Source organism: Streptomyces collinus (assembly GCF_031348265.1).
GTDB classification, from domain to species: domain Bacteria; phylum Actinomycetota; class Actinomycetes; order Streptomycetales; family Streptomycetaceae; genus Streptomyces; species Streptomyces collinus.
In genome coordinates, this window is the sequence record NZ_CP133771.1 from 2,014,417 (window position 1) to 2,026,916 (window position 12,500).

The window sequence follows — 12,500 nt, forward strand, 5'->3', positions numbered from 1 at the left end:
CGCTCGCGCGATAACACAGACGGGGGCCATATGTAACCCCGATCGGCGATGCAATTTTGAATTTCGCTGGGTAAGTTCAATTCGCATGACTGCCGTACAAGCAGATCCGCAAATCGACCGCCCCACGGTGGCTGACGGAGCCGCGCTCTGGCGGATGGCGAAGGACTCGAAGGTTCTCGACCTGAACTCGTCCTACAGCTATCTGCTGTGGTGCCGTGACTTCGCCGCCACCTCGGCCGTCGCCCGCGACGAGCAGGGCGAGCCGATGGGTTTCATCACCGGGTACGTGCGGCCGGACAGCCCGCACACCCTGCTGGTCTGGCAGGTGGCGGTGGACGAGGCCCACCGCGGGCGCGGACTGGCCGCCGCGCTGCTCGACGGCCTGGTCACACGGACCGCGGCCGAGCTGGAGGTGACGACGGTGGAGACCACCATCACCCCGGGCAACACCGCCTCGGAGCGCCTGTTCACGTCGTTCGCCGAGCGTCACGGCGCCCGGCTGGAGCGCGAGGTGCTGTTCGACACGGGCCTGTTCCCCGACGGGCCGCACGACGCAGAGGTGCTGTACCGCATCGGCCCCCTGCCCCACTGAGACTTCCCGCCCCACCCACTCCCGCAGACTTCCCCCACGTACCGAGGAGCGATTCGTCGTGACCATCACCCAGCCCGACCTGAGCGTCTTCGAGACCGTCGAGTCCGAGGTGCGCAGCTACTGCCGCGGCTGGCCCACCGTCTTCGACCGTGCGGTGGGCAGCCGCATGTACGACGAGGACGGCCATGAGTACCTCGACTTCTTCGCCGGAGCCGGGTCACTGAACTACGGGCACAACAACCCGGTCCTGAAACGCGCGCTGATCGACTACCTGGAGCGGGACGGCGTCACGCACGGGCTCGACATGTCGACCACCGCCAAGCGCACGTTCCTGGAGGCCTTCCAGAACCTGCTGCTGCGCCCGCGCGACCTGCCGTACAAGGTCATGTTCCCGGGCCCGACCGGCACCAACGCCGTGGAGGCCGCGCTGAAGCTGGCGCGCAAGGTGAAGGGGCGCGAGTCGATCGTGTCGTTCACCAACGCCTTCCACGGCATGTCGCTGGGCTCGCTGGCCGTGACCGGCAACGCCTTCAAGCGCGCCGGCGCCGGTATCCCGCTGGTCCACGGCACCCCGATGCCGTTCGACAACTACTTCGACGGCACGGTCGAGGACTTCCTGTGGTTCGAGCGGCTCCTGGAGGACCAGGGCTCGGGCCTCAACAAGCCGGCCGCCGTGATCGTCGAGACCGTGCAGGGCGAGGGCGGCATCAACGTGGCCCGGCCCGAGTGGCTGCGCGCCCTGTCCGAGCTGTGCGAGCGGCAGGACATGCTGCTGATCGTCGACGACATCCAGATGGGCTGCGGCCGTACCGGCGCGTTCTTCTCCTTCGAGGAGGCGGGCATCGTGCCGGACATCGTCACCGTCTCGAAGTCGATCAGCGGTTACGGCATGCCCATGTCGCTGTGCCTGTTCAAGCCCGAGCTGGACGTCTGGGAGCCCGGCGAGCACAACGGCACCTTCCGCGGCAACAACCCTGCGTTCGTCACGGCCACCGCGACCCTGGAGACGTACTGGGCCGACGGTTCCGCCATGGAGAAGCAGACCCGCAAGCGCGGCGAGCAGGTCGAGCAGGCGCTGATCTCCATCACCGAGGAGAACCTGGCCGACGTGAAGGAGTACCGGGGCCGCGGCCTGGTGTGGGGCATGGAGTTCCACGACAAGGCCCGCGCCGGCAAGGTCGCCAAGCGCGCCTTCGAGCTCGGACTGCTCATCGAGACGTCCGGCCCGGAGAGCGAGGTCGTGAAGCTGCTCCCGGCGCTCACCATCACGCCCGAGGAGCTGGACGAGGGCCTGAGCATGCTGGCCCGCGCCGTCCGAGAGACCGCCTGACACAGCACCGAGAGCACCACCCATCTAGGAGGCATCGCAGCACCGTGATTGTCCGTTCGTTCAAGGAGATCGAAGGTACCGACCGGCACGTGAAGGCGGCGTCCGGTACGTGGGAGAGCAAGCGCATCGTCCTCGCCAAGGAGAAGGTCGGCTTCTCCCTGCACGAGACGGTCCTCTACGCGGGTACGGAGACGTCGATGTGGTACGCGAACCACATCGAGGCCGTCGTCTGCACGGAGGGCGAGGCCGAGCTGACCGACCACGAGACCGGGCTGACGCACACCATCACGCCCGGCACCATGTACCTCCTGGACGGGCACGAGAGGCACACGCTGCGGGTCAAGCAGGACTTCCGCTGCCTCTGCGTGTTCAACCCGCCCGTGACCGGACGGGAGGACCACGACGAGAACGGCGTATACCCGCTGCTCACCGAGGAGGTGTGACGTTTCCATGACCGCCACCACCGACACCACCACCGGTATCCCGGACCTCTATCCCAGTCGCGGTGCCACCGAGGCACTGACCCCGCGCCAGGACCCGGTCGTCTGGGGCGCACCCGACGCCCCGGGCCCGGTCGACCCGGCCGACCTGCTGTCCTTCGAGCGCGACGGCTTCCTGGCCATCGACGAGCTCATCACCGAGGACGAGGTCGCCGTCTACCGGAACGAGCTCAACCGGCTGGTGCACGACCCGGACATGCGGGCCGACGAGCGGTCGATCGTCGAGCCGAAGTCCAAGGAGATCCGCACGGTCTTCGAGGTGCACAAGATCAGTGAGGTGTTCGCCCGGCTGGTCCGCGACGAGCGGGTCGTCGGACGGGCGCGGCAGATCCTCGGCTCGGACGTGTACGTCCACCAGTCGCGGATCAACGTCAAGCCGGGGTTCGGCGCCAGCGGCTTCTACTGGCACTCGGACTTCGAGACGTGGCACGCCGAGGACGGTCTGCCGCGGATGCGCACGGTGTCGGTCTCGATCGCGCTGACCGAGAACTACGACACCAACGGCGGTCTCATGATCATGCCGGGGTCGCACAAGACGTTCCTCGGGTGTGCGGGTGAGACGCCGAAGGACAACTACAAGAAGTCGCTGCAGATGCAGGACGCGGGCACGCCGTCGGACGAGGCGCTGACCCAGATGGCCACGCGGCACGGCATCAAGTTGTTCACGGGCAAGGCCGGTTCGGCGACGTGGTTCGACTGCAACGCCATGCACGGTTCCGGCGACAACATCACGCCGTTCCCGCGCAGCAACGTGTTCATCGTGTTCAACAGCGTGGAGAACACGGCGGTGGAACCGTTCGCGGCGCCGGTGCGGCGGCCGGAGTTCATCGGCGCGCGGGACTTCACGCCGGTGCAGTGACCGTGTGACAGAACTGCCGGGTGGGGCCTCCTCGTGTGGGACGGGAGGCCCCACCCGGTTCTGTCATGCCGCCAGGACCTCCAGCAGCCGGTCCACGTCCGCGGGCGTGTTGTACAGGTGGAACGCGGCCCGCAGGTTCCCGGCCCGGTTCGAGACCTCGATGCCCGCCCGGCTCAGTTCGCCCTGCCGGTGGCCGAGCCCCGGCACCGACACGATCGCCGAGCCCGGTGCGGGCACCGGCTCTCGGCCCAGCCCGGCGAGCCCGGCACGGAAGCGGTCCGCGAGGCCGACGTCATGGCCGTGCACGACGTCGACGCCGATCTCTTCCAGCAGCTCCAGTGAGGCGCGCAGCCCCGCGTAGGTGAAGAGGGCGGGGCTGACGTCGAACCGCCGTGCGGAGTGGGCGAGTTCCGCCACGGGGCCGTAGCAGCTGTCCCACGGGACCTCACCGGCGACCCAGCCCGCGAGCAGCGGTGTGAGCCCGCCGAAGTCCTGCGGGGCGACGAAGAACGAGGCCCCGTGCGGGCCCATGAGCCATTTGAAGCCGACGGCGGCGAGGAAGTCGTCGGCTCCGGCCTCCATCGGCAGCCAGCCGGCCGACTGCGAGGCGTCGACGTAGGTACGGGCACCGTGGGCCCGGGCCGCGGCACGCACGGACGGCAGGTCGGCGAGGCGGCCGTCGGCGGACTGCGCGGCGCTGACCGCGACGAGCGCGGTACCGGGGCGGACGGACTCGGCGAGCCGTTCCAGGGGGACGGCCCGCACCTTGAGGTCGCCGCGCACATGGAACGGGTTCACCAGGGACGCGAAGTCGCCCTCCACCGTGAGGACTTCGGCGCCGGCGGGCAGCGAGGCGGCGATCAGCGCACCGTACTCGGCGACCGAGGCCCCGGTCGCGACGCGCTCGGCCGGGACGCCGGCCAGCCGGGCGAAGGACGCGCGGGCGGCCTCCACGTCCTCGTAGAGGGGACCCAGGGGCGAGCCCTCGGCGCGCATCCGCACCGCCTGCTGCACGGCGGTGACGGTACGGGCGGGCAGCAGCCCGTTGCTCGCGGTGTTGAGGTAGGTGTGCTTCGGGGTGAACTCGGCACGGACGAGGTTCTCGAAGGTCTCCATGGGACCACTCTGCGTCCCCCGGATCTCCCCGTCCATTGCCGATTTCTGCGTGATGCCGCTAAGGAGCGCTTATGGATGCGCTCCGAGCTGGGCGTTTCAGCGCTGGGGCACGGCGCAGCCGTCCGGGCCGCAGGCGTCCGCGTCCTCGCCGCCGTCGACGATCTCCAGGGGCGGGCGGTCCTTGTACGCCTGGGTCAGGGCCTGGGCGAAGACCTCGGCGGGCTGGGCGCCGGAGACTCCGTACGTGCGGTCGAGCACGAAGAACGGCACACCGCTCGCGCCGAGCTGCGCGGCCTCCCGCTCGTCGGCGCGCACGTCGTCGGCGTACGCCTCCGCGTCGGCGAGCACCGCCCGGACGGCCGCCGTCTCCAGTCCGGCGGCGGCGGCGAGTTCCACGAGCCGCTCGTCGTCGTCGAAGACGGAGCGCTCCTCGGCGAAGTTGGCCCGGTACAGCAGGTCGAGCAGCTGCTCCTGGCGGTTGTGCTCCTTGGCGAAGTGCAGCAGGCGGTGCATGTCGAAGGTGCTGCCGTGGTCGCGGCCCCGGGTGCGGTAGTCGAGGCCCTCGGCGGCGGCCTGGGCGCCCAGGTTGTCCTCCCCGGCCTCGGCCTGCGCGGCACTCATCCCGTACTTCTTGGTGAGCATCGTGATCACGGGCTGGACGTCACCCTTGGCGCGGCCCGGGTCCAGCTCGAAGGAGCGGTGCACCACCTCGACGTCGTCGCGGTACGGGAAGTCCCGCAGCGCCTTCTCGAAGCGGGCCTTGCCCACGTAGCACCAGGGGCAGGCGATGTCGCTCCAGATCTCGACGCGCATGTCTCGGCTCTCTCCAGGTCGTACGGGTACGGAGACTCCCTCCGCCAGGTGCATGAACGTTCAAGCAGGCCGCTTCATTCCCCGGGCAGGACGAACCGCATCCGCAGGTGGTGGTCTCCCGGCCCGGCCGGTTCCGGGACCCAGCCCTGCCGCCGGTAGAACCCCTGCGCCCGCACGTTGTCCACGTGCACGTCGAGCACGGCCGTACGCCTGCCGTCGGCCTGCCACTCCTCCACACAGGCCCTGTGCAGCGCGCTGCCGACCCCATGGCGCCAGTGGTCGGGGTCGACGTGGAACTGGAACAGTTTCACCGTGTCCGCAGGGGTGTCCTCGGGGACGCGGAAGGAGGCCAGGCCGACGATGCGGCCCCCTTCCACGACGCACAGCACCCGGCCGTCCGGCCGGGTGAGGGCGCTGTGCCAGGTGGCGGACCAGTCGGTGCCGTCCTGCGGCAGCCCGTCGGGGTAGTACGTGGCCCGGGCCCGTGCGTGGAGTGCGACGACGTCCGCCACCTCGGCGGGCAGGGCGGTGCGGATCACACGGTCGGAGGTCAGTCGGTCGTTGATCATGCAATGGATGACGAGACCGGCCGGGAAGCGGTTCCCGGCCGGGCCTCAGCTGCCGTCGCGCAGATCGTCCGGCCAGGCCGGCCTGAACTCGATGTGGTCGTACGTCACCACGCAGCCCTCCCCCATCGGGGACTGGGCCATGAAGCCGACCAGGGCCGCGTCCGTCTCCTTCTCCTCGCCGAGCGTGAAGAGCCGGATGAAGGTCCAGCGTTCGCCGTCGCGGGAGGCGTGGAAGGCGAAGGCGCGGCCGGTGCGGCTCACCCGCAGCCAGACGGAACTGCCCTCCACGGTGAAGGAGTTGGCGTCGTCGGAGTGACCCCGGGTCACCACCGTGCAGACGGTGGGGACGTCCGGGGAGTACTCCAGGCAGAGCTTGGCCCAGGCCCGCTCCCCCACGTGGACGTAGAGCACCCCGGCGTCGAAGGCCGCGCCGAACCCGACGGTGACCTTGGCGATCAGCTGGAAGTCGCCCTCCGGCGCCCCGAGCAGCCGGGGCGCGTCGGACGCGGGGTCCAGCCCCTCACCGGTGGGCGGCACGAACCGGTCCTGCCGTGCCCCGGCCCACCCGGTGAGCACGCCGTCCTCGTAGGACCAGTGACCATCGGGCCCGTAGGTGCGCAGGGGGAACGGGAGTTCGGAAATCTCGAGATCCATTCGACCGAGTCTCCCAGGTCCGACCTCAAGGGGCGCGGGGAACTGCGCGATCAACCACAGCGAACCCGGCAGCCCGCGATCCACCGCACCCCTACGGCGTCAACGCTCCAAACGCCCGTTGAACCTACGAGGCAGCCCCAACGGGTTCTCATCCCGCAGCTCCGCCGGCAGCAACGCCTCGGGGGCGTTCTGATACGCAACAGGCCGCATCCACCGCTCGATCGCCGTACCGCCCACCGATGTGGACGTCGACGTCGTGGCCGGGTACGGCCCGCCGTGGTGCTGGGCCGGCGCGACGGCGACACCCGTCGGCCAGCCGTTCACCAGCACGCGCCCCGCCAACGGCGTCAGTTCCGCGAGGATCTCGGCGCCCCGGCCCTGGCCGGCGGCCTCCTCCTCGGACAGCTGCACCGTCGCCGTCAGGTTGCCCGGCAGCCGCGACAGCACCGACTTCACCTCGGCCTCGTCCTCGTAGCGGGCCACCACGGTGACCGGCCCGAAGCACTCCTCCAGGAGCAGGTCGTGCTCGCCCTCCGCGGCCAGCCGGCTCGCCGGCACCGTGAGGAAGCCCGCGCTGACGGTGTGCTCGCCGCCCGCGCCCGGGGTGACCGGGGAGTCGACGTCGGGCAGCCCGGCCCGCTCGGCGACCCCGGCCACGAAGTTGTCGCGCATGCGGTGGTCGAGCAGGACCCCGGCGTCGGTGTCGCTGACGGCGTCGGTCAGGGACTTCAGCAGGGCGTCGCCCGCGGCACCGGCCGGCGCGAGGACGAGACCGGGCTTCACGCAGAACTGGCCGACGCCCAGCGTCATCGAACCGGCGAGACCGGCGCCGATCGCCTCGGCCCGCTCGGCGGCGGCGGCCTCGGTGACGACGACCGGGTTCAGGGAGCCCAGCTCGCCGTGGAAGGGGATCGGCACGGGGCGGGCGGCCGCCGCGTCGAAGAGGGCGCGGCCACCGCGCACGGAGCCGGTGAAGCCGGCCGCCGCGACCAGCGGGTGCTTGATCAGCTCGACGCCCGCCTCGAAGCCGTGGACCAGGCCCACGACGCCTTCGGGGATGTCGTGCCGGGCGGCGGCGCGGCGCAGCACCTTGGCGACGTACTCGGACAGTGCCGGGTGGTCCGGGTGGGACTTGACGACGACCGGGCAGCCGGCGGCGAGGGCGCTCGCGGTGTCGCCGCCGGCGACGGAGAAGGCGAAGGGGAAGTTCGACGCCGAGTAGACGGCGACGACGCCCAGCGCCACCTTGTAGCGGCGCAGGTCGGGGATGGGCGGGGTCGCGGTGTCGTCGGGGTGGTTGATGACGACGTCGAGGAAGGCGCCCTCGTCGACGATGTCCGCGAAGGCCCGCAGCTGGTAGCAGGTGCGGGCGAGCTCGCCGGTCAGCCGGACCGGGCCGAGCGCGGTCTCGGCGTCGGCGGTCTCGACGAGACCGTCCTTGGCCGCCTGAAGCTCGTCGGCGGCGGTGCGCAGGAAGGCCGCGCGGACCGTGCGGTCCGCGAGCGCGCCGCGCGCTTCATGCGCGGCACGGACGGCGGCGTCCACCTCCTGGGCTGTGGCCTCCACCGCAACCTGTTCACGCTGCTTCCCGGTTCGGGGGTCGACACTCCAGACTGGTGCTGCTGCCACCGCGGGTCCCTCCACACATGTATTGCCGCAGTACTGGGTCATTCACCAGGGACGTTCGATATACTGAACGCTGTCTCTGATGATGAATATGCTGTGGAGACTATTTCCCGTCCAACGAAGGGGTCAAGGGCGATGTCGGCTGGCGAGACGGGCGGCGGGGCGCAGGTCAAGTCCGCGGTACGAACGGTTGAACTGCTCGAATACTTCGCCGGACGCCCCGGCATGCACTCCCTCGCGGCGGTCCAGGAGGCCGTCGGGTATCCCAAGTCCAGCCTCTACATGCTGCTGCGCACCCTGGTCGAGCTGGGCTGGGTGGAGACGGACGCGACGGGCACGCGGTACGGCATCGGCGTGCGGGCCCTGCTGGTCGGCACGTCGTACATCGACGGCGACGAGGTCGTCGCGGCGGCCCGCCCGACGCTGGACCGGCTCTCGGACGACACCACCGAGACGATCCACCTCGCCCGCCTCGACGGCACGAACGTCGTCTACCTGGCCACCCGCCAGTCGCAGCACTACCTGCGCCCCTTCACCCGGGTCGGCCGCCGGCTGCCCGCGCACTCCACGTCGCTCGGCAAGGCGCTGCTGAGCACGTACTCGGACGAGCAGGTGCGCAAGATGCTCCCGGAGACGCTGCCCGCGCTGACCGAGCACACGATCACCGACCGGGAGAAGCTCATCGAGGAGCTGCGCCAGGTGCGGGAGCAGGGCTTCGCGGTGGACCGCGAGGAGAACACGCTGGGGCTGCGCTGCTTCGGCGTGGCGATCCCGTACCGCACCCCGGCGCGGGACGCGATCAGCTGCTCGGTGCCGGTGGCGCGGCTGACCCCGGCGCACGAACAGCTGGTCAAGGACGCGCTCTTCGACGCGCGGGACCGGCTGACACTGGCCACCCGTAGGCTCTGAGGCATGAACGTCGAGCTGCGCCCGGTCCACGACAGCGATCTGCCGGTCTTCTTCCGGCAGATGAACGACCCCGAGTCCCTGAGCATGGCGGCCTTCACCCCGGAGGATCCGGCCGACCGGGCCGCGTTCGACCGTCACTGGTCCCGGCTCCGCGTCTCGCCCGACGTCGTCGCCCGTACCGTCCTGGCCGACGGGGACGTGATCGGCAGCGCGGCGGTGTATGGGGTGCCGGGCGAGCGCGAGGTGACGTACTGGATCGACCGCGCGTACTGGGGCAAGGGCATCGCCACGCAGGCGCTGCGGGCGCTGCTCGCCGAGGTGCCCGAGCGCCCGCTGTACGCGCGGGCGGCGTCGGACAACGCGGGGTCGCTGCGCGTGCTGGAGAAGTGCGGGTTCCGCGTGGTGGCGGCGGCTCGGGGCTACGCCCCGGCCCGCGGCGCCGAGATAGACGAGACGGTGCTCCTCCTGGAGGGCTGAGCGGGCCTTCCGCCTCTCCCCCGTCCGGCGGAGGCGGATCGTCGCCGGGCAGGACGTGCCCGCGGCCCCTCCCGCGGGAGCCTGACCGCATGACGCAGTCGATCGCTCCCTTCGCCGCTCCGCACCCCGCCGGTCCCGGCCGCGCCCGGCGGGTCCTGCGTGCCGTCGCAATCGTCTCCTGTGTGCCGTACCTCGCCCTCAAAGCGGCCTGGATCGCCGGGAGTCACATCGGGATACCCGCGGGCAGCGCGCTGCTCGACGACCGCCTCGCCATGGCCGTGGTCAACGGCCTCTCGGTCCTGCTGGACAGCGGGGTGATCGTGCTGGCGATGGTGCTGACCCGGCCGTGGGGGCTGCGGGTGCCCGCGTGGCTGCTCGTGTTGCCCGTGTGGGTCGCGACCGGGCTGCTCGCGCCGATCATGGCCGGGTTCCCGGCACAGCTGGTGGTGAAGGCGTTCGGCGGCGGTGCCCCGTCCGCCGGCCGGGAGGCGTTCCTGGACGAGTGGGTGTTCGCCGTCGTGTACACGGGGTTCATCGCGCAGGGGCTCGCCCTCGGCGGCCTCTTCGCGCTCTACGCCCGCGACCGCTGGGGGCACCTGTGGCGCGGGCGGGTGCGGGAGCTGCCCGCCGGTTCCGTCGGCCCGGCCCACCGGGTCCTCGCCGTGACCGCCGCCGTGCTCGCGCTGCCGCCGCTCACGCTCCATGCCGTGTGGGCCTGCGGCGTCTCCGCCGGCCTGCGTGAGGGCCGGGCGGCGGAGCGGGGCGGGGAGTTCTACGTCCTGGAGGCCCTCTACGTCGTGTTCCTCCTCGCGGCGGTCGCCGGTGCCGTGCTGCTGGCCTTCCGGCGCGGCCGGGCCCTGCCCGTGTCGGTGCCGCTCGCTCTGGCCTGGGTCGGCTCGGGTGCCGTGGCCTGCTGGGGCGGCTGGCTGTCGCTGGCCTCGCTCGGCGGCGTGGCGGACCTCGCCGACCGCCCCACGCCGCTGATGCATCTCGCCTACGCTGACCAGATGCTCGTGGGCCTCCTCGTCGCCGCCATCGGCGCCCACCACTTCGCGGAGCGCTCGGCCGGGGCCGCGCGACGGGCGGCGTGAGCGCAGGCGCCCGGCTGCTGTTCGGCCGGCAAGCGCGCCTGCGGTGGATCCATCTGATCCTCGGCGGAGCGCTGGCCATGCCGTACGTCCTGGTCGGCTCGGTGGTCATCGGCCCGGCCACCGGCGCCACGGACGTCTTCGGGTCGTTGCCCCTCCAGCTCGCCTCGTTCGGCGCGGGCCTGCCGCTCGCGGCCGTCACCTCGCTGTTCCCGCTGACCCGGCCGCTGGAGTCGGCCGCCGTGCGCTGGCTGTGCGGTGTGGACACGGACCGGCTCGCCCTCACCCCGGCGCGGAGCCGGGGCGAGAAGGGCCGTACGGCTGCCTGGTTCACGCTGCATCTCGGGTTCGGCGGGATCATCGCGGGGATGTCGCTGGCGCTGCCGCCGTTCGCCGCCGTGCTGATCGTGCTGCCGCTCTTCGCCGGGCTGCGCGACGACCGGCTCGGGCTGCCCGAAGTCCTGGACCACTCCTGGGCGTTGGCGCTCGCGCCCGTCGCGGGCGTGCTCTCGCTGGTGGCCCTGGCCGGCTGTGCGGCCGGCTGCGGTGCGCTGCTGGCCCGCTGGGCGCCCCCGCTGCTCGGTCCCACGCCCCGTGAGCGGCTCGCCGCCGCCAAGGCGCGCGCCGCGGACCTCGCCGTACGCAACCGGCTGGCGCGCGAGCTGCACGACTCCGTCGGTCACGCCCTGAGCGCGGTCACCCTCCAGGCGAGCGCCGCCCGACGGGTCCTCGACAGCGACCCGGAGTTCGTCCGCGAGGCCCTCGCCGCGATCGAGGACACCACCCGGCGCACCGTCGGTGAACTCGACGCCGTGCTGGGTGTGCTGCGTGAGGGCGACGCCCCCGGCACGGCCCCGGCACCCACCCTCGCCGCCGACCTCGACGGCCTGCTGCGGCGCACCCGGGCGGGCGGACAACGGGTGAGCGCCACTGTGGACGCCGACCCGGAGGCGCTGCCCCCGCTGTTGTCCCGCGAGGCCTACCGCATCGTGCAGGAGGGGCTGAGCAACGCCCTCAAGCACGCCGGTGAGCGGGCCGCGGTGGAGCTGCGGATCGCGGTGAGGGGCGGGGAGCTGGAGATCACCGTGGAGAATCCGCTGGGCGGGCCCGCGCCCTCCCGCGCCGGCGGCGGCCACGGGCTGCGCGGCATGGCGGACCGGGCCAGGCTGCTGGGCGGGACCGCGACGGCCGGACCCACCGGGACGCGGACCTGGCGGCTGCACGCGACGCTGCCCATGACAGGACCCGTAGGACAAGCCCCGTAGGAGAGGACCCGCATGACCCGCCCGGCCCCGATCCGTGTCGTCCTCGCCGACGACGAGCGCATGGTGCGCACCGCGCTGCGCGCCATCCTGTCCGCCGAGCCGGACCTGGAGGTGGTGGGCGAGGCTGCCACGGGCGCCGAGGCGGTGTCGGTGGTACGGGAGGTGCGGCCCGACGTCGTCCTCATGGACGTCCGGATGCCGGGGACCGACGGGATCCGCGCCACCGAGCAGATCCTCGCCACGCAGGCCGAGCCGCCACGGATCGTCGTCGTGACGACGTTCGAGAACGACTCCTACGTGTACGACGCGCTGCGGGCCGGAGCGGCCGGGTTCCTGCTGAAGCGGGCGGACGCCGAGGCGCTGGTACAGGCGGTCCGGCTGGTGGCGCGCAGCGACAGCCTGCTGTTCCCGGCGGCCGTGCGCACGCTCGCGGCCGAGCACGCCCGCGCGCGCCCGGCGCCGCCCGCGTGGGTGGCGAAGCTCACGGAGCGCGAGCGGGAGGTGCTGCGGCACATGGCGAAGGGGCTGACCAACGCGGAGATCGCGCGCCGGATGGAGGTCGGCGCGGCCACGGTGAAGTCGCACGTCGCGGCGGTCCTGGCCAAGACCGGCACCCGGGACCGCACGCAGGCGGTGATCGCGGCGTACGAGGCCGGTTTTCTGAACGGCGGATGAGAAAACCGGCGCGCCGGATGAGAAAGC

Annotated in this window: 14 protein-coding genes; 9 read left to right on the forward strand and 5 right to left on the reverse strand. The window is 71.9% G+C overall.

What is annotated here, in order from left to right:
* The first annotated feature begins 85 nt into the window (after positions 1–85).
* From ectA to thpD, 4 genes are read left to right on the forward strand one after another with little or no spacing between them, the layout of a single operon-like run.
* A complete protein-coding gene (gene ectA, locus RFN52_RS09040; protein ID WP_184844782.1) occupies positions 86–592 on the forward strand; it encodes a diaminobutyrate acetyltransferase in 507 nt (168 codons plus the stop codon).
* Between the two features lie 58 nt (positions 593–650).
* A complete protein-coding gene (ectB, locus tag RFN52_RS09045; RefSeq protein WP_184844785.1) occupies positions 651–1,922 on the forward strand; it encodes a diaminobutyrate--2-oxoglutarate transaminase in 1,272 nt (423 codons plus the stop codon).
* Positions 1,923–1,966: 44 nt separating this feature from the next.
* Positions 1,967–2,365: an ectoine synthase gene (locus RFN52_RS09050; protein ID WP_003989364.1), complete on the forward strand. Its 399-nt coding sequence runs from the start codon at positions 1,967–1,969 to the stop codon at positions 2,363–2,365.
* Positions 2,366–2,372: 7 nt separating this feature from the next.
* Positions 2,373–3,281 (forward strand): ectoine hydroxylase, encoded by a 909-nt coding sequence (gene thpD, locus RFN52_RS09055; protein WP_184844788.1) that lies wholly within the window; start codon positions 2,373–2,375, stop codon positions 3,279–3,281.
* A 63-nt stretch (positions 3,282–3,344) separates the two neighbouring features.
* Here thpD and RFN52_RS09060 read toward each other — a convergent pair whose 3' ends face one another.
* From RFN52_RS09060 to RFN52_RS09080, 5 genes are all read right to left on the reverse strand, one after another.
* Entirely contained in the window at positions 3,345–4,397 is a 1,053-nt protein-coding gene (locus RFN52_RS09060; RefSeq protein ID WP_184844791.1) for an aminotransferase class V-fold PLP-dependent enzyme, read from the reverse strand.
* Between the two features lie 96 nt (positions 4,398–4,493).
* Positions 4,494–5,210: a DsbA family oxidoreductase gene (locus RFN52_RS09065; RefSeq protein WP_184844793.1), complete on the reverse strand. Its 717-nt coding sequence runs from the start codon at positions 5,208–5,210 to the stop codon at positions 4,494–4,496.
* A gap of 74 nt (positions 5,211–5,284) precedes the next feature.
* On the reverse strand, positions 5,285–5,779 hold the full coding sequence (locus RFN52_RS09070; RefSeq protein WP_184844796.1) for a GNAT family N-acetyltransferase: 495 nt from the start codon (positions 5,777–5,779) through the stop codon (positions 5,285–5,287).
* A gap of 45 nt (positions 5,780–5,824) precedes the next feature.
* On the reverse strand, positions 5,825–6,433 hold the full coding sequence (locus tag RFN52_RS09075) for a DUF1349 domain-containing protein (RefSeq protein ID WP_184844799.1): 609 nt from the start codon (positions 6,431–6,433) through the stop codon (positions 5,825–5,827).
* Positions 6,434–6,532: 99 nt separating this feature from the next.
* Positions 6,533–8,062 carry an aldehyde dehydrogenase (NADP(+)) gene (locus RFN52_RS09080; protein ID WP_184844802.1) on the reverse strand — a complete coding sequence of 510 codons (1,530 nt, stop codon included), beginning with the start codon at positions 8,060–8,062 and terminating at the stop codon, positions 6,533–6,535.
* A 132-nt stretch (positions 8,063–8,194) separates the two neighbouring features.
* Here RFN52_RS09080 and RFN52_RS09085 point away from each other — a divergent pair, with 132 nt between their 5' ends.
* The 5 genes from RFN52_RS09085 (at position 8,195) to RFN52_RS09105 (ending at position 12,473) form a co-directional block, all read left to right on the forward strand.
* On the forward strand, positions 8,195–8,968 hold the full coding sequence (locus RFN52_RS09085) for an IclR family transcriptional regulator (RefSeq protein ID WP_031109054.1): 774 nt from the start codon (positions 8,195–8,197) through the stop codon (positions 8,966–8,968).
* Between the two features lie 3 nt (positions 8,969–8,971).
* On the forward strand, positions 8,972–9,445 hold the full coding sequence (locus RFN52_RS09090; RefSeq protein ID WP_184844805.1) for a GNAT family N-acetyltransferase: 474 nt from the start codon (positions 8,972–8,974) through the stop codon (positions 9,443–9,445).
* 89 nt (positions 9,446–9,534) lie between these two features.
* Complete coding sequence (locus tag RFN52_RS09095) at positions 9,535–10,536, forward strand: hypothetical protein (RefSeq protein WP_184844808.1); 1,002 nt, start codon at positions 9,535–9,537, stop codon at positions 10,534–10,536.
* Entirely contained in the window at positions 10,533–11,798 is a 1,266-nt protein-coding gene (locus RFN52_RS09100; protein ID WP_184844811.1) for a sensor histidine kinase, read from the forward strand. The genes RFN52_RS09095 and RFN52_RS09100 overlap by 4 nt, the downstream gene beginning before the upstream one ends.
* Before the next feature lie 12 nt (positions 11,799–11,810).
* Positions 11,811–12,473, forward strand: a complete 663-nt coding sequence (locus tag RFN52_RS09105) for a response regulator (RefSeq protein WP_184844814.1) — start codon at positions 11,811–11,813, stop codon at positions 12,471–12,473.
* The last annotated feature ends 27 nt before the right edge of the window (positions 12,474–12,500 follow it).